The 17350-nt window shown below is 64.3% G+C and carries 15 protein-coding genes; 5 read left to right on the plus strand and 10 right to left on the minus strand.

Going from position 1 to position 17350, the window contains the following annotated elements; translation table 11 throughout:
* Positions 1–259 precede the first annotated feature (259 nt).
* The 3 genes from QQK18_RS07420 to proX all read left to right on the plus strand — a co-directional run bounded on the left by QQK18_RS07420 (position 260) and on the right by proX (position 3619).
* Positions 260–1537, plus strand: coding sequence for a quaternary amine ABC transporter ATP-binding protein (locus QQK18_RS07420; RefSeq protein ID WP_284339663.1), 1278 nt, complete (start codon positions 260–262; stop codon positions 1535–1537).
* A complete protein-coding gene (locus tag QQK18_RS07425) occupies positions 1534–2457 on the plus strand; it encodes an ABC transporter permease (RefSeq protein WP_284339664.1) in 924 nt (307 codons plus the stop codon). The genes QQK18_RS07420 and QQK18_RS07425 overlap by 4 nt, the downstream gene beginning before the upstream one ends.
* Before the next feature lie 142 nt (positions 2458–2599).
* Entirely contained in the window at positions 2600–3619 is a 1020-nt protein-coding gene (gene proX / locus QQK18_RS07430) for a glycine betaine/L-proline ABC transporter substrate-binding protein ProX (RefSeq protein WP_284339665.1), read from the plus strand.
* A 164-nt stretch (positions 3620–3783) separates the two neighbouring features.
* On the opposite strand, the gene QQK18_RS07435 is transcribed toward proX, so the two are convergent.
* A complete protein-coding gene (locus QQK18_RS07435) occupies positions 3784–4815 on the minus strand; it encodes a glycine betaine ABC transporter substrate-binding protein (protein WP_284339666.1) in 1032 nt (343 codons plus the stop codon).
* Between the two features lie 186 nt (positions 4816–5001).
* Between QQK18_RS07435 and QQK18_RS07440 the strand changes: the two genes are divergently transcribed.
* Both QQK18_RS07440 and QQK18_RS07445 read left to right on the plus strand, forming a co-directional pair.
* A complete protein-coding gene (locus QQK18_RS07440) occupies positions 5002–6210 on the plus strand; it encodes an ABC transporter substrate-binding protein (RefSeq protein WP_284339668.1) in 1209 nt (402 codons plus the stop codon).
* Between the two features lie 66 nt (positions 6211–6276).
* Positions 6277–6867 carry a class I SAM-dependent methyltransferase gene (locus tag QQK18_RS07445; protein WP_284339670.1) on the plus strand — a complete coding sequence of 197 codons (591 nt, stop codon included), beginning with the start codon at positions 6277–6279 and terminating at the stop codon, positions 6865–6867.
* Here the strand turns inward: QQK18_RS07445 and QQK18_RS07450 are convergent.
* The 9 genes from QQK18_RS07450 to QQK18_RS07490 all read right to left on the minus strand — a co-directional run bounded on the left by QQK18_RS07450 (position 6851) and on the right by QQK18_RS07490 (position 17258).
* Positions 6851–7522 carry an RES family NAD+ phosphorylase gene (locus QQK18_RS07450; RefSeq protein WP_379994092.1) on the minus strand — a complete coding sequence of 224 codons (672 nt, stop codon included), beginning with the start codon at positions 7520–7522 and terminating at the stop codon, positions 6851–6853. The genes QQK18_RS07445 and QQK18_RS07450 overlap by 17 nt on opposite strands.
* Before the next feature lie 2 nt (positions 7523–7524).
* Positions 7525–8001, minus strand: a complete 477-nt coding sequence (locus QQK18_RS07455; protein ID WP_284339996.1) for an MbcA/ParS/Xre antitoxin family protein — start codon at positions 7999–8001, stop codon at positions 7525–7527.
* Positions 8002–8161: 160 nt separating this feature from the next.
* Positions 8162–9481, minus strand: coding sequence for a branched-chain amino acid ABC transporter permease (locus tag QQK18_RS07460; protein ID WP_284339673.1), 1320 nt, complete (start codon positions 9479–9481; stop codon positions 8162–8164).
* Positions 9478–10482 (minus strand): branched-chain amino acid ABC transporter permease, encoded by a 1005-nt coding sequence (locus tag QQK18_RS07465; RefSeq protein ID WP_284339674.1) that lies wholly within the window; start codon positions 10480–10482, stop codon positions 9478–9480. Before QQK18_RS07465 ends, QQK18_RS07460 begins: the two co-directional genes overlap by 4 nt.
* Positions 10483–10485: 3 nt before the next feature.
* Entirely contained in the window at positions 10486–11190 is a 705-nt protein-coding gene (locus QQK18_RS07470) for an ABC transporter ATP-binding protein (protein WP_284339675.1), read from the minus strand.
* 57 nt (positions 11191–11247) lie between these two features.
* Positions 11248–12030 carry an ABC transporter ATP-binding protein gene (locus QQK18_RS07475; RefSeq protein WP_284339676.1) on the minus strand — a complete coding sequence of 261 codons (783 nt, stop codon included), beginning with the start codon at positions 12028–12030 and terminating at the stop codon, positions 11248–11250.
* A gap of 330 nt (positions 12031–12360) precedes the next feature.
* Positions 12361–12723, minus strand: coding sequence for a methylglyoxal synthase (locus QQK18_RS07480; protein ID WP_284339677.1), 363 nt, complete (start codon positions 12721–12723; stop codon positions 12361–12363).
* A gap of 93 nt (positions 12724–12816) precedes the next feature.
* Complete coding sequence (locus QQK18_RS07485; RefSeq protein WP_284339678.1) at positions 12817–14814, minus strand: methyl-accepting chemotaxis protein; 1998 nt, start codon at positions 14812–14814, stop codon at positions 12817–12819.
* A 386-nt stretch (positions 14815–15200) separates the two neighbouring features.
* Positions 15201–17258 (minus strand): methyl-accepting chemotaxis protein, encoded by a 2058-nt coding sequence (locus QQK18_RS07490; protein ID WP_284339680.1) that lies wholly within the window; start codon positions 17256–17258, stop codon positions 15201–15203.
* Between the last annotated feature and the right edge of the window lie 92 nt (positions 17259–17350).

Raw genomic sequence — 17350 nt, forward strand, 5'->3', positions numbered from 1 at the left:
GCATTTAGGCGGCATTGTCGCGGATCGTGACGCATAGAAATGGCGCCCCAGGCAGGCACCTGAATCACATTTCGACATTTTTATGGTTGAATCAGTCGCCACCCATCCCTATTGTCCCCGTCAACGCAAGTAGCATTTGGAATTCCTGAGCCAACTTCCGAAGAGGATTTTGGCAAAGGTCGTTTTCGCGCTTGAAAGCCATAGGACTATTCACCTGCCCGAAAACTATATTCATGAGAACCCCGCAAAAAGAGGGCCGATGACAGCCAAGTTAAGAGTGAAGGACGTCTACAAGATCTTCGGCGGTGATCCGTCGCTCGCCCTGGAGCGCCTGGAGCGCGGCGAGTCCAAGGAAGAAATCTTTGCCGAGACGGGCCTCACCGTCGGCGTCCAAGATGCCGATTTCGAAGTCGAAGAAGGCCAGATCTTCGTGGTCATGGGGCTTTCCGGCTCCGGCAAGTCGACGCTCGTGCGCATGCTCAACGGTCTCATCAAGCCGAGCTCGGGAGCGATCCTCATCGACGACGACGACGTCGCCAGCTGCTCGGCCGACCGGCTGCGCCAGGTCCGCCGCAACAAGATCTCCATGGTCTTCCAGCACTTCGCGCTCTTTCCGCACCGCACCATTGCCGAGAACGCGGCGTTCGGCCTCAAGATCAAGGGCGTCAAGCCCGCCGAGCGCCGCGAGCGCGCGCTGGCCGCCCTCGAGCAGGTAGGCCTTGCCGCCTGGGCCGACAGCCGTCCCTCCGACCTGTCGGGCGGCATGCAGCAGCGGGTGGGCCTGGCACGGGGCCTTGCGACCGAGCCGCAGATCCTGTTGATGGACGAGCCCTTCGGCGCTCTCGACCCGCTCATTCGCAAGGAGATGCAGGAAGAGCTGCTGACCCTGCAGAAGACGCTGAAGAAAACCATCGTCTTCATCACCCACGACCTCAACGAGGCGCTGATCCTGGGCGACCGCATCGCCATTATGAAGGATGGGCTGTTCGTGCAGGTTGGCACCGCGCAGGAGATCGTTTCCGAGCCGGCCGACGACTATGTGGCCGCCTTCGTTGCCGACATCGACCGCGGGCGCGTCTTTACCGCCGAGACGGTCGCCGACGCGCCGGCCGCTCTCCAGCTCAAGACCGACAGTGCCGAGGACGCCATCAAGAACATGGAGGATTTGAACCGCAACGCCCTCTATGTACTCGATGGCGACGAGATCGCCGGGGTCGTGACCTACCAGGATCTGACTGCCGCCGGCCGCGAGAACGGCGGCGCGAACGAGGCCGTGCTGAACGAGGTGCTGATCACCGAGTATCCGAGCACGGATCCCGATACGCACCTGGCCGACCTTTATGGGTCTGCAAGCGCGGGCCTGCCTATCGCCGTGACCGACGAGGAGAACCGCCTGGTCGGCGTCGTCGAACCGCAGGCCGTGTTCGCCCAGCTCTCGAACGAGGTGACGCCCAACGGTGAGAGTGTCGAAATCCCTGAGACTGCCAAGACGGCAGACACTGCAGAAAAACCATCCAGGAAAGGAGACGCGGCTTGAGCCCCTCCGATCTTTACATCATCCCCTTCGACGACTGGGTGAACTTCCTGGTCCGCGACTGGCTCGTGCCCAATTTCCGGCCATTCTTCCGGGCACTGCAGGTGCCGATCACCTTGGTCCTCAACTGGCTGGACGACTTCTTCGCCTTCGTGCCGATGCCGATCACCACGATCGTCTTCGCGCTTTTGGCGTTCAAGTTTGCCGGGCGCTGGATGGCGCTCTTCACCATCGTCGGCTTCATCTTCATCGACATGATCGATCTCTGGTCCGAGACCATGACGACACTGTCCATGATCATCACCTCTGTGCTGTTCTGCGCAATCATCGGCATTCCGGTCGGGATCCTGGCGGCGCGCAACGACGTCGTCTGGAAGGTCACGCGCCCGATCCTCGACATCATGCAGACGATCCCATCCTTCGTTTACCTGGTGCCGATCGTTATGCTCTTCGGCGTCGGCATGGCCCCTGGAATCATCGCCACCATCATCTTTGCGCTGCCCCCGATCATCCGGCTGACCAATCTCGGCATCCGCAACGTCAGGGCCGATCTCATCGAGGCCGCCGAGGCGTTCGGATCGACCGCCTGGCAGATGCTGACCGAGGTGCAGTTTCCCCTGGCGCTGCGCACGATCATGGCCGGCCTCAACCAGACCCTGATGCTGGCGCTCTCGATGGTGGTGATCGCCGCCCTGATCGGTGCGGGCGGCCTCGGCCTCGTCGTCAACACCGGCCTCGGGCGCCTCGATGTCGGCGGCGCGACGGCCGGGGGCGTGGGCATCGTCATCCTCGCCATCATCCTCGACCGCATTACCCAGGGACTGGGCGAGCAGAACGCGGTCGAGACGGTGTCGCTGCGCGCCACACTAGCTTCTTTGTTTCGCCTACGCCCCATGGCGGACGAAACCAAGAAGGCGGGCTGACAGCCCGTCACAAAGCGGGATGCGAAAAAGTGGGTACCGGTTTTTCGCTGACAATCCCGCGTCTCTAGATGGGAGGCTGAGCCTTCCTCCACCATCCGCTCAATTGCGGATCCTCAAAACGAAAAAGGGAGACGCAGACTTCATGTTCAGTCTCAAAACCATTTCCGCGACCATCGCCGCCGCGCTTCTCGGCGCCGCCAGCTTCAGCCCCGCCCTTGCCCAGGATGCTCCCGGCGAAGGCACCACGGTCGAGATGGGCCGCGCCACCTGGGACACCGGTTGGTTCCATGCCGAAATCTACAAGCAGCTCCTCGAGGAGTTGGGCTACACCGTCGAAGGGCCGACGACGCTCGACAACCCGCCGTTCTACCAGGCCGTCGCCCAGGGCGACATGGACCTCTGGGTCAACGGCTGGTTCCCGCTGCACAACACTTATGAGGATACCTTCTCGAGCGGGGCCGAAAAGGTTGGTGCCGTCGCCGAGGGTGGAGCCCTCGAGGGCTACCTGGTCGACCAAGCCGCCATCGAGGAGTTCGACATCAAGACTCTCGAGGACTTCAAGCGCCCCGAGGTCAAGGAAGCCTTCGACCGCAATGGCGACGGCAAGGCCGATCTCGTCGCCTGCCCGCCGGGCTGGGGCTGCGAGGTCAACATCGAGCATCACCTCGATGCCTACGACCTGCGCGACCACATCAATCCGATCAAGGCCGGCTATTCGGCCTCGATGGCCGACGCGGTCGCCGCCTATGAGAACGGCGAGCACATCCTCTTCTACACCTGGACGCCCAACTGGACCGTCAATGCCCTGGTTCCGGGTGAAGACGTGATGTGGATCGAGGTGCCCGAGGTCGACCTGCCCGACATGTCTCTGGCCGACGCCGCCACCCTTGAAGGCGTCGAGGGATGCGTCGAGGATCCGTGCACGCTGGGCTTCCCGGCCAACGATATCGTGCCGGTGGTCAACTCGGAATTCCTTGAGCAGAACCCCGCTGTCGGGGCCCTGCTGGAGGCCGTCTCCATTCCGCTCACCGACATCTTCGAGCAGAACGCGGCCATGAACGCGGGCGAAGACGACATCGAGGCTCAGGCCTCGGCCTGGATCGAGGAGAACCGCGATCTCGTCGACGGCTGGCTCGAAGAGGCCCGTGCCGCCGCATCGTAACGACGCAACAGTGCGACCAAACGCGAACCGGGCCGCTAAAGGCCCGGTTTTTTTGAGCGGGATGCGAAAAAAGTGGGCACCGGTTTTTTCGCAACGAATCCCGCGACAACAAAGAGTTAGAGCGCGCGATAGCGCGATTTGATTCAATCAAATCGCATCGCGCTCTAGTCGCTTGCCTGCCCCTCCTGGCTTTCTGCACCGACCCACGCCGACCATATGTCTGCCTTTTCGGCAACGAAGCGTTCGGCCACCGCCTCAGGCGTGGCGCCGGACGTCCCGATTTCGGCCAGAAGCTTGTCCATCTCGGCAAGCGGCAGGCTGGCGCGCTGGAAATAGCCAGCGACCCGCGGCGCCTCGTCGAACACCCATTCGGCAAGCGCCACCACGACCGTCTCGGCGGGAAAGTCCGAAACGGCGGGCGCCGCGCATTCGGCATCGGCGAGGCACTGCATCGCTTCGGCGTCATATGCGCCAAGGTCGAGCCTCTTGAACCCGAACTGGTCGATGACCGCGTTAGGCGCCCAGTAATAGGCAACGAAAGCCTCGCGCCGGCTGACCGCTTCGGCAATCAGCCGGTCCATCTCGAAGCGGTTGGCGGGTTCGACGAGCTCGAACCTGTCTTCGAGCCCGAGCGCGGCCACCAGGTTCCTGTTTATGATGGCGCAACCCCAGTCCGGCGGACAGGAGATGAACCGCGCCCGCCCCCCCTGCGTTGCATCGAACGCCGGGCCTGTCGCGAGCGCGGCGGTGCCCGTCAGATCCGGATGTTGCTCGGCAAGGTAACCGGGGATGTACCACCCCTCGAACACCTGCATGTCATAGGTGTTGGCGGCAGCGCGAACGGTTTGCGTTTCGACCGCCTGGTTCCAGACGTCGGCTATACGGGCGATCCAGAGCTCGGGCGCCACCGCCGGCTGGCCGGTCGCCGCCATCGCCGAACCGCTGCCAGCCATGTCGCCCGGCACCACCTGCACCTCGCAATCGAAATGCCTCGCGAGCAACCTCGCATGGATTTCCGCCAGCACCGCCGCCGAGGGCCACTGCATGCGCGCGATCGCCAGCGGCCGACCGCCGCAGGGCGCTGCCTCGCCCTGGGGGACCGTCAACGCATCCTGCGCCTCGTCGAGCACAGTAAAGCCTTGCTGAGCCGCGACAGGGGAAAGCGTCGCGCAGAGGACCGTAAGGACGGGCGCCACCCGTGTTAAGCAACACATCCACGTCATAATCCTGCCCGCATTAGTCCCGTGACTCGCAAATGAAAAGTGTGCCAAAGTCGCCCCCCAGCGGGGCACGGGGGCGTGCCCCCGGTATCATTGTTCGCGCTGATCAGAAGGCAGCCCCGGAAGGCCGCCCGGCGCGGGCAAGCAAATAGAGGGACATCTATGCAAAAGTTCAAGACCAGCCTTTCATTCGCCGTGGCCGCCGCCGTCCTGGCCGCCGCCGCGCCGGCACTTGGGCAGGAAGTCAAGCTCGGCTTCCTGGCCGACGTCACCGGTCCGATCGCCGGCTTTGCGCCCGGCATGGTGGATGCGGGCAACCTTGCCATCGCGAACATCAACGAGCAGGGCGGCGTGCTTGACGGCCAGAACCTGAGTTCGGTGCTGGCCGACAGCGCCTGTGACGGCGGCGCCGCCGGTCCGGCGGCCGACCGCTTGGTCAACACCGAGCAGGTCGTCGCCATCTTCGGCGGCTATTGCTCCGGCGCGACGATCGCCGGCGCCAACGGCTCGGCCATTCCGGGCGATGTGGTGATGATCTCGCCGGCCTCGACCGCTCCGGCGGTTGCCGAACTCAACGACAACGACCTCGTCTTCCGCGTTGTGGTTCCGGATTCGATCCAGGGCGTGAAGGCTGCCGAGCTGCTGCTTGCTCAGGGCATCGACGAAGTCGGCGTGACGTATGTCAACAACGACTACGGCTCGGGCCTTGCTACCGCCTTCGTCGATGCTTTCGAAGCCGGCGGCGGCACTGTGCTTGCCAATGTCGCCCATGAGGACGGCAAGGCCGACTACCGCCCGGAAATTGGCCAGGTCGAAGCCTCGGGCGCCACCACGCTCGTCATCTATGGCTATGAGAATGCCGGCGGCGGCGCGATCCTCAACCAGGCGGTCGAGGCGGGCTCCTTCACCCAGTTCGTGGGTGGGGACGGCATGGCCGGCGAAGCGCTGGTCGCCAACCGCGATCCCGCGTCCCTCGAAGGAATGATCCTCACCCAGGCGGCTCCGGCCGCTGGCCCTGCGTTCGATGCGCTGGCCGCCCTCACCGAATCGGCTGGTCAGGATGTTAACGGCACCTATGTGACCACGTCCTACGACGCCGTATTCCTGCTGGGCCTGGCCATCGAGAAATCAGGAACGGCCGACCGTGAAGGTGTCTCTGCCGCCCTGCGTGAGGTCGCCAACGCTCCGGGCGAGACCATCCTGCCCGGTGAATGGGCGAAGGCCAAGGAACTGATCGCGGCTGGCACGGACATCAACTACGAGGGCGCCTCGGGCACCATCGAGTTCGATGACGTGGGCGACGTCGCCGGCGCCATCAATTACTTCGTCATCGAAGGCGGCGAAGTGGTCAACAAGGGTCTGATCGAGTAGGCGGGTCGCTAACGGGATTTTCGGCCCGGGGGTACGCTCCCGGGCCTTTCCCTGTCGGAGAAACGTGTGGCCGACGAAGCGACGCTCCGCTTTTATGCCGATAATGCGGCGGCCTATGCCCGCCGCCAGCGTAACTTGCCGGGCGAGCGGCTTGCTACCTTCCTCGCCCTCATGGCACCCGGCGCGTCCATCCTTGAGCTCGGCACCGGCGGTGGCCAGGATGCCTTGGCGATGTTGTCGCAAGGGTTCGACGTGACCCCGACTGATGCTTCGCCGGAACTGGCGGTCGAGGCCGAGAGGCTCATCGGTCGGCCGGTCGCTGTGATGCGTTTCGACGAGCTCGAGGCGGAAGCCGCCTATGACGGCGTGTGGGCCAGTGCCTGCCTGCTGCACGCCCCGCCAGAGGAGCTGACCGAGGACCTCAGGCGCATCCACCGCGCCCTCAAGCCGCAGGGACATTTCCTTGCCAGCTTCAAGGCGGGCAACGGCCCCGGCCATGACGGCTTCGGGCGTTACTATAACTATCCAGGCCGGGAAGAACTGCTCGTCCACTATCGCGATGCTGCCGCCTGGGCCGAACTCGACATCGAGGAGGTCGACGGCGGCGGCTATGACGGCCGGCCGACGCGCTGGCTCTGGGTCATGGCGCGGCGGTAAGCCGGCGCACGGTGATCTGCCGCTCGTCGCGGCGCACCGTGACCTCGAGATGTTCGGCCTGCACCACGTCGAGAACCTTCGTCGGGCGATAGGCGACGACATTGACGCCGCCGGCGTGGCGCAGGCTATCATAGACGATGCCGTCGGCGCCCGATTTGCGTAAGCTTTCGCCGAAGGCCTGTGATCGGGTGCAGTCGTCGGAGGCATAGATCTCGGGCATCTCGCCGGCCAAGCCTGTTATGTCGCGATAGCGCCCATCGAGCCGGCCCCGGTAGGCGCGGTAGCGGCGGGTGAGTTCGCTCCTGCGGCGTGCCACAGCTTCGCGGCGCAGATGATGGCCAACCTCGGCAACCGCCGTCTCGAGCCTTGCAGAAGCGTACCACGCGCCAAGGTCCGGCCCCGCAAAGCGCGTGCCGCCGGGCGGTGCGTGGAGGAAGGCGGCCATGACGATGGAGGCATTAGGCCGGCCGAATACCCATTCCCGCCGCGGCAGGCGCGCAACGCGCTCGGCGACCAGCCGGTCGTTGGTCCAGCCGGCAAGCTCCATCACCGCCTCGAGGTCGGCGGCACGGGTGACCGTATCGAAGAGGCCGACCGGCGGAAAGCGCGAGGGGATCAGCCGGTGGCTGGGCTGGGGCGCCTCGGTGTCGGGCACTCTCACCGCCAGACGATCTCCTTGTCAGCAAGCGGCGCGAAATCCGCATCGAGCGCATTGGGCGGCATGTAGAGCCCCCCGCGCGCCGCATCGAGGAAGCGCCGCACCGCCAACAGCCCGTCGAGCGTGCCGCTCGTCACCAGCGCCATGGGCGGCTGGCCGCCGAAGACCGGCGCATCGTGCGGATCGTTGAGCCACTCAACGCCCTCCGCTTCGCGCTCGAAGAGGAGGGCGAGCGCCTGATGGATGCCGAGCAAGGCGGACAGGCGCGTCAGCGTGTCGACATCGAGGGTTATGGCACCGTGCTCGCGTGCGATCCTGGCCCAGTTGTGGTAGGTCGAGCGCGAGGGATAGCCCAGCACCAGCCGCCTCTGCTCCTCGTTGAGGCCCCAAAGGCCGGCGATGGCAAGGAAGGTGCGCAACGCCGGAGCGCTCAGCCGCTTGCGGTTTGCCGGCGCGAAACGCGTCGTATCGAGCATTGCCGGACCTCCCGCAACGAAACCCGTCTGCGGCGCGTCCGAGATTCCCTGGTGCTTGACATTGGACCGGGCCATAAGAGCCTCCTTGCATCGTCCGAACTCGGATATAGTCCAATTTTGGACAAATGCAAGAACGCCTGCTTCAGATCATTTATTCGCCTCAGGCCTCGCGCCTGACCGTCTCCGGCAGAATGCCCCGCGGGGCATAGCGCAACGCGATGGTAATGACGACGCCGAGCACGAAGACGCGCATCTGCAGCGCGCGCGAATCGATTTCGGGAATGGCGCCCCAACCCAGCTCTTGGGTCAGCACCGACAGGTTGACGAAGATAAGCTGCGCCAAGGGGTCGGAAATCACCCAGACGATGTAGATGAGGAAGGCGCCCAGCACCACGCCCCAATTGTTGCCGGCCCCGCCAACGATGACCATGACCCAGATCATGAAGGTGTGGTTGATGGGTTGGTAGCCGGAAGGGTCGAAGATCTGCGTGAAGGTGGCGAGGATCGCGCCACCTATGCCCATCAGGATGGAGCCGAGGACGAAGAGCTCGAGCTGACGACCGGTGACGTTCTTGCCCATCGAGGCCGCGGCGATGTGATTGTCGCGGATCGCCCGCATCATGCGGCCCCAGGGGCCACCATAGGCGCGCTGCACGAAGAAGAACATGCCGACAAGGATCAACGCCGTCAGCGCCAGGAACCCGAGCCGCGCAATGATGAAGCTGTCCTGAATGGTGAACCCCAGCGCCCGCAGTTCCTGCGGCAGCGGTGTTGGCCAGGGCATTGGCGAGACCGTCATGGTGCCGCGCGTCAGCCAGTCCATGTTCTTGATCAGCGCCCGGATGATTTCCGAGATACCGATGGTGGCGATGGCGAGATAGTCGGTGCGCAGCCCAAGGCTGATGCGACCGACGAAGAAGGCGATGACAGCCGAGACCAGCCCGCCGAAGGCCCAGCCGAGCACCGGATGCAGGCCGAGCCCGCCAATGAAGCCGGCGGTCGACTCGATATAGGCGGCAGCCGGATCGATCTGGCTGCGATAGATCACGTAGCCGGCAAACCAGGCCAGTACGATCAGCGCGGTCCTGATGCGGCCGGAAATCCCGATCCGGCGGCTCTGCCGGGCGAGCATCACAAGCCCGAGGCCGATCAGCAGCGCGACCAGGGCACGCCCGAGGAGCATCGGCCCGTCGCTGTCCCAAAACGCCGTATTGACCGGATAGGAAAGGAAGACCGTCGAGGCCCCGCCGACCATCAGGAAGCCCATGATGGCGAAATTGAACAGGCCGCCATAGCCCCATTGGATGTTCAGTCCCAGCGCGATGAGGGCATAGGCGGTGGCCTGCGTCAGGATCAGCAGCATCGAGGCCGTTCCCTGCACCATGCCGACCATCACGATCATGACGAACATGGCAACAAACAGCAGCAGGCCACGCCTGAGCGACGTGTCCCAACCGGTACCGGTGGAAGCGGCGCTCATGTTGAAGCTCCCTTGAAGATGCCCGTGGGTCGCGCCAGCAGGGTTATGACCAGGATAATGAAGGCCACGGTGAGTTTGTATTCCGTCGGCACCAGCGACAGGTTTGGCGGCAATGCCATGCCTTCGGGTAGCACGGCGTTGAGCGGACGCAGCACGGCCGTCCAGTTGAATACCGCCAGCGTTTCGGCAAAGGCGATGAGGAAGCCGCCCACGATCGCTCCGTAGGCATGCCCCAGTCCGCCGACGATCGCGGCCGCGAAGATCGGTAGCACGATATTGAAGGCAAGATCGGGCATCAGCGCCACGTCGAGCGCCAGCATCGTGCCGGCAACGCAGGCGAGGCTCCCCGCGATCACCCATGTGACGCGCACGACGAGGGCAGTGTTGATACCGGAGACCTGGGCGAGATCGGCATTGTCCGCCATGGCGCGCATGGCCTTGCCGAGCCGCGAACGGGTAAGGAAGAGGTGCAGCGCGACAACCAGCAGCGCAGTGACGACGAACATGATGACCTGCGGCTCGGTGACCGAAATCGGCCGCTGCGCGCCTGCCCAGCTCATGTCGATGCGGAAGATGTCCTTCGTCTCGTCGGCAAAGAAGCTGCGCGTGCCCGAGCCGAAGATCAGGCGAATGACCCCCTGGATCATCAGCGTGACACCGATCGAGGCGATGAGGAGTGTCACCGGGCGCGCGCCACGCTGGCGAAGCGGTGCGTAAAAACTCTTGTCGATACCGAGCGCAATGATCGCCGCCAGCACCATGGCAACGGGCAGAACGACGACGCCGGTCGGCAGCGGCGTGACGATCCCCGCGCTCGCCAACACGCCCGCCAGCACAAAGGCGATGAAGGCGCCCATCGTCATCATGTCGCCATGGGCAAAATGCGCGAAGCGCAGGATCCCAAAGATCAGCGTGATACCGATGGCACCGAGCGCGTAGATCGACCCCAGCACCGTGCCCGAGATCAACACGCGGTTTATAAAGAAGATCAGTTCGTCCATGCTTTAGCCCCCGAGGAACGATCTGGCGACTTCGGGGTCGGCGATGAGTTCCTGGCCCGTGCCGGTGAAGCGGTTCTGCCCGTTGGCGAGGACGAACCCGCGCGAGGCGAACGCCAGTGCCTGGCGCGCGTTCTGCTCGACCATCAGGATGCCGACGCCTTCGCCGTTGATCTTGACGATCGTTTCGAAGATCTCGATGACGTATCGCGGCGACAAGCCCGCGGAAGGCTCGTCGAGCATCAGGAGCCTCGGCTTGCTCATCAGCGCCCGGCCCATGGCCACCATCTGCCGTTGCCCCCCGGAAAGTTCACCGGCCGGCTGCCGGCGCTTTTCCCTAAGGATCGGGAACATCTGGTAGACCCAGCCCATGGTATCGGAAAAGTCGTCGGTGCGGGTGAACGCCCCCATCTCGAGGTTCTCCTCGACGGTCATCGAGGTAAAGACGTTCTTTTCCTGCGGAACGAACGAGAGCCCCTTGGGCACCAACCTGTCGGGCAGCGAATTGGTTATCTCTTCGCCGGCAAAGGTGATGGTGCCGCCCATGACCTTGAGGAGCCCGAAGATGGCCTTGAGCGTCGTCGACTTGCCCGCACCGTTCGGGCCGACGATGACGCCGATGTCCGACTGCTCGATGGCGATGTCGACGCCATTGAGGATCGGCGCGCCGCCATAACCGCCGACGACGTGTTTCAGTTCGATGAGAGCCATGACTTCAGCGCTCCCTCGAAATGTGGAAGCCGGTATCCGGATCGGGGAATGCGCGCATCAGGCGGCCTCCACCGGCGCGCCGAAATAGGCCTCGACGATCTCGGGATTGGCGCGGACCTCTTCCATCGAGCCTTCGGCGATCTTGCGGCCCTCGGCCATCACGATCACCGGGTCGCAGAGCCGGGCGATGAGGTCCATGTCGTGCTCGATGACGAAGAAGGTATAGCCGAGCTCTCGGTTCATACGCTCGATATTTGCGGCAAGATCGTTGAGCAGGGTCTTGTTGACACCCGCCGCCACCTCGTCGAGCAGCACCACCTTGGCATCGACCATCATGGTGCGGCCGAGCTCGAGGAGCTTCTTCTGCCCACCCGAAAGATTGCCGGCCAGCTCGTTTCGTACATGTCCGAGCTTTAAAAAATCGATGACGTCGAGGGCCTTCTTCCTCACCGCCGTCTCGCGCGAACGGGCAAGGAACGGGCGAAACCAGACATTGGCCAGGGACTCGCCGGGCTGATCGCCCGGCACCATCATCAGGTTCTCGAGTGCCGTCATGTTTGAGAATTCATGCGCGATCTGGAAAGTGCGCAGCATGCCCAGCCGGAAGAGCTGGTGCGGAGCAAGCCCCGTGACGTCCTGGCCGTCGAAGATGACCTGGCCTTCGTCCGGCACGATGTTGCCGGCGACCATGTTGAAGAGCGTCGACTTGCCGGCGCCGTTCGGCCCGATAAGCCCAGTGACCGATCCGCGCCGGACCGACAGTGAGCAGTTGTTGACCGCGGCCAGCCCGCCGAAATGTTTGGAGACGTTGATGACGTCGATAACTGCGTCTTGCGACAATAAGGTCCCGTCCTGGTGTTTCCTGATGCGCTGCGCCCTGGATAGTTTCCGGTGGCGATTTTGTGGCATCTGCTCACAAGAGCCTCACGCGGTCAACCTTGACCATCCGGACAAAATCGCCACAAGCCCAGCCGATGCGGGGTTCTCAACCGCTTTTAGGACTGCACCGCGCCACCGGCGCGCCTACCGCGTTTTCAGCAAGTGGTCACCACTTTTGCGGTTCCGCTCCAATCGGAACGCGAAACGCTCTGGGCACAATACGCTTGCGGCCTCGTCGTTCCCAGCCGCTTCGCACATGAGCGCCGGCAGCCGGAACGGAAGGCCAAGCGCTCAGAGCGCCTTCAGCACCGCGTCGGCGGTTGCCGGATTGCAGGCGAATAACGTGTTGTAGAGCGTTGCAAGCCGGGTCAGCGCCTTGACGTCGACATCGTGCGGCAGCGCCGTCAGCGGGTCGATGAAGAAAATCAGCGCATCGAGGAGCCCCTCGGCGATCATAGCGCCGAGCTGCTGGTCCCCGCCCAGCGGTCCGCTCTTTAAGAGCGTCACCTCGAGGCCGGTCTCCTGCCTCACCCGCCCGCCGGTGGTGCCCGTGCCATAGAGCACATGGCGGGCAAGCGCGGCGCGGTTGACCGACGCCCATTCGGCCATCTGCTGCTTCTTGTCGTCGTGAGCGACGAGTCCGATCCGCGCCATCAGCGATCTCCCGGTCGATTGGTATCTTAAAAGCACGAGCCGCCCGTCCCGGCAACCGGGCGGGCGGCAAGACCGTTGCGGCTGGTTTGAAGCCTAGAGCTCGCTCCAGTCCGACGAGATCGCGGTGTTTCCCGCGACGGCATGGCCTCGCGCCGGGCGCTGCCGACCCCCTGGGATCACCCGCATCGCAGCCCGCTCATGCGCTTCACCGGTTTCGGAGAGGGTAAAGACATCGACGATGCGGTCGAGTTCGTTGGCCTGCGCCTCGGTCTGCTCGATGGCAGCGTTGGTCTCCTCGACGAGCGCGGCGTTGTGCTGGGTCATCTCATCCATCTGCCGGACGGCCACCGTGATCTCCTCGATGGCGGTCGCCTGCTCGCGGCTCTCATTGGCGATGCCGTCGATCAGCGCGTTGTTGGCGCGAGCCGCCTCGAGCATGGCGGCGAGTTTGCCGGCCGCTTCCGCCACGAGCCGCGATCCGGAGCCCACTTCATTGGCCGACTGCTCGATCAAGACCTTGACCTCCGAGGAGGCCTCGGCCGCCGACTGCGCCAGGCGCCGGACCTCGACGGCGACGACCGCAAAGCCCTTCCCGGCTTCGCCCGCGCGCGCCGCCTCGACCGAGGCATTGAGCGCCAGAAGGTTGGTCTGGAAGGCGATGTCGTCGATCATGCCGATAATGTTGGAGATCTTGGCCGACGAAGCGGTGATCCGCTCCATGGCCTCGTTCGCCCGGCCCATCACCACCCCGCCATCCTCAGCGGTGCGGGTGACCGAAGCGGCATTGCGGTTGGCTTCACCGGCTCGCTCGGCATTGCCGAGCACGGTCGCCGCCAGCTGCTCCATGGCCGCCGAGGTCTCCTCGATGGTCGCGGCCTGCCGCGTGGTACGCTGCGAGAGGTCGTTGGCGCCCGCCAGGATCTCGCCCGTAGCAGCCTTGACGGCTCGCGACGTGGCGCGGAGCTTCCCCACCACATCGGTCAGCGTGTCGGCGACGCGGTTCATATCGTCCTTGAGTCTCAGGAACGCGCCGCGATGGTTGCCGGTCATGCGTTGCGTCAGGTCCGTGCGGGCCAGTGCCGAGAGCACATTGCCCGCTTCCGCCAGCCCCCCGTCGACGCTTTCGAGCAGCGAGTTGAAGTTGGCGGCGATCCGCGCGATGTCCGCGTCCTCGAACCGGCTCTCGATCCGCCCCGAGAAGTCGCCTTCGATCGAGGCGGCAACCAGCGCGTCGAACTCCTGCTGGAAGGTCTCCATGGTGCGTGCGCGCTCCGCCGTCAGCCGGGCCCGCGACTGTTCCTCACCGGTCATCTCGCGCATGCGCAGCCCGTTGTCCTTGAAGACCTGCAGCGCATCGGCCATCGCGCCGATCTCGTCCTTGCGTCCCGCAAGCGGCACCTCGGTGTCGAGATCGCCGCCGGCGAGCTTTTGCATGCTCTCGGTCAACGCCAGGATCGGCCGGCTGAGCTTTGCGCCCGCGATATGACCGGCAACAGCAACGCCCGCCCCGAGCCCGACGACGATCGTTGCGCCGATGATCATCAGCATGCGCATCTGGAAGGCTTCCATCTCCGCTTTGAGTTCGGCCAGTTTCTCCTGGTCGTCCACGACGACCGCGTCGATCTCGCCCTGATAAGCGCGCCGGTTGGCGCGGTTGGCGTCATTGTTGCCTTGGGTGTTGGCCTCGGCCGGCGAAACCTCCCGCCCAAGCCGCGCCGTCTCGGCGCGGAAGGCGCGGAACTCCGCGGTGCGGGAGACGACGGCATCGAACGCCGCCTGCTGGTCGGCATCAACCAGCGGCCGCCACTCCTCGAGCACGCCGTCGATCTCATCGAGGAAGCGCACCAGGCCTTCGGCGAAAGGGGTCGCCTGCTCGACAGTCCGCGAAGCATAGATACCACGCGCGTCCATGACCACCGCGGTCACGAACCGGTTGAGACGCTCACCCAGATGCACCCGCTCGGCCACCTGCTCGAGGCGCTCGACCTTGCTGTGGTATTCAAAGGCTACATAGGCCGCCATGCCGCCGATAAGAACGGCCACCAGGCCCATCAGCACAACGATGGAATATATTCGATTACGGATATTCACCTGTCAGCTCCAAATGCCGCCACCACTCCCGCGCCGATTTCGAGGCAACAGCTACCGGCGCGAGAAGTCGCCCGCGCTGGCATCGACAGTACCGCAAGCGTCTGGAACGGACGGCGCGGAAGGGGCCTCGATTTCGGTGTACGCCACGAATGGATGGCACCGAGTCCATTACTTCTGCGTCCAGAACTTAATTTAAGCGATTCCCCTTAAGGCTTCATGAACCGTCGACGCCAAGCTCCAAAAAGAAGCGAATAGCGAATAGGGCAGAGAGAACAGTGCCTGCGAAAATCCATTCGCTATTTCGCTATTCGCTATTCACTATGAAAGCAGTAAGGGGGAAGGGACCGCGGTCCCTTCCCCCTCACCGATTCATCGCTCTGTCCGCTCTAGAACTCGGACCATTCCTTGTCGATGGCAGCGTTGCCCTGGGTGAGATAGGCGGCAGCCGCGCCCTTGAGCTTCTGCTGCAGCCCGCGCGCGCCTTCGCTAACCGCTCGCGCAGCCACCTGCACCGGGCCGGGCGCGTGCCGGACCGGCACCTGCTCTTCATCTACGGCAAAGATATCGACGATCTTGTCGAGCTCGCTCGCCTGCGCCTCGGTCTGCTCGATGGCAGCGTTGGTCTCTTCGACGAGCGCTGCGTTGTGCTGGGTCATCTCGTCCATCTGCCTGACGGCCGTGTTGACTTCCTCGATGGAGGACGCCTGCTCGCGGCTTTCGGTGGCGATCTCGGAGAGGAGCTCACTGTTGGCGCGCGCCGCGTCCAGCATCGCCTCGAGCTTGGCGGCCGCGTCCGCCACTAGCTTGCTGCCGCCCTTGACCTCGCCGGCCGACTGCTCGATGAGCGCCTTGACATCGGAAGAGGCGGAAGCCGCCGACTGGGCCAGACGCCGCACCTCGACAGCAACGACCGCAAAGCCCTTGCCGGCGTCGCCCGCCCGCGCCGCCTCGACCGAGGCGTTGAGCGCCAGGAGGTTTGTCTGGAAGGCGATATCGTCGATCATGCCGATGATGTTGGAGATCTTGGCCGATGAAGCGGTGATCCGCTCCATGGCCTCGGTCGCCTCGTGCATCACCTGCCCGCCTTCCTCGGCAGTGCGCGTCACCTGCGTGGCGTTGACGCTGGCGCCGTTGGCGCGTTCGGCGTTCTGCATCACCGTGGTGGCAAGTTGCTCCATGGCCGCCGAGGTCTCTTCGATCGTCGCCGCCTGCTTGGTGGTGCGCTCGGAAAGGTCGTTGGCGCCCGAAAGGATCTCGCCCGTCGCGGTCTTGAGTGCCCGTGAGGTCGTGCGCAACTGCCCGACGATCTCGGAGAGCTTCTCGGCCACCGCATTGGTGTCGGCCTTGAGGCGCGCAAACGCGCCCTGGTAGTCGCCGTGCATGCGCTTGGTGAGGTCCGTGTCGGCGAGTGCAGAGAGCACCGTGCCGGTTTCGGTGACGCCGCGGTCGACGGTCTCGACCAGGTTGTTGACCGAATGCGCAAGGCTGTTGAGCTCGGCATCGGGGAACTCGACGGTCACGCGCTGCGAGAAATCGCCGGCGACCGCCGCGTCGACCACCTGGCCGAAGGCGTTCTGTAGTTCGCTCATCATGCGCTGGCGGTCTTCCTGGTCCTTGACGATCCGGGCGGCCTCCGCCTCGGTCATCTCGGCTACTTTCTGGCCGTTCTCGCGGAAGACCTCCACGGCCCGAGCCATCGAGCCGACCTCATTGCCAAGCGCGGTATAGGGCACTTGCGTTGCATAATCGCCCTCGGCGATCTGCGCCATGGAAGCCGCGATGCGCGGGATCGGACGGGTGATGAGGCGCGAGGCGAGGAAGCCGAGAGCGCCGAGCACTACTGTCACCACAGCGCCGGCGATGAGAATCAACCCCAGCGTCTGGGTCGCCACCGCCTCGGCATCGGCCTTGTGCTCGCCGACAAAGATCGCACCCATGATCTCGCCGGACATCTTGACGATGGGCTGCAAGCCCACGAAGAACATCTCGCCGTTGATCTCGGCTTCGCCCACATAGCGCTCGCCGGCCATCAGCGTGTCGTAGAGAGCGCTGCCCGGTGCGATGACGGTATCGATGGCCCGCTCACCGGTCGGGGTTTCGAGATTGGTGGTCTTGGTGACGAATTCGCCGGTGGCGGCATCGAGCACGTAGATCGAGGCGTGCTGCTTGGTGACGCGCGCGACCGAGTCGATGGTCTCATTGTCGTAGAAGGGCGGGATGGCCCAGCTCTGGAAGGCGCCGATCTCGCCCTCCTCGGTCCAGCTCAGCACCGAGCCCGAGATGCGTCGCTCGAGGATGGTAGACGCCACCTGGACGTTGATCGCCTGCTGGTTGCGGCTCGATTCCACCGAGCTGGCATGGAGATTGATGTAGAGCGTCGTCGAAACCGCCGCGATCGATGCGATGATCGAGATCAGGACCAGGGCTGCGATGGCCGTGGTCATGCGGATGTTTCCGAAGAATCGCGCGAGCTTTGCCAATTGAGTATCCCCCAGGGCTTATTTCAGCGCCGTTGCAAGGGGCTCCTGCCCCAGAT

It is taken from the genome of Devosia nitrariae (assembly GCF_030160115.1).
GTDB classification, from domain to species: domain Bacteria; phylum Pseudomonadota; class Alphaproteobacteria; order Rhizobiales; family Devosiaceae; genus Devosia; species Devosia nitrariae.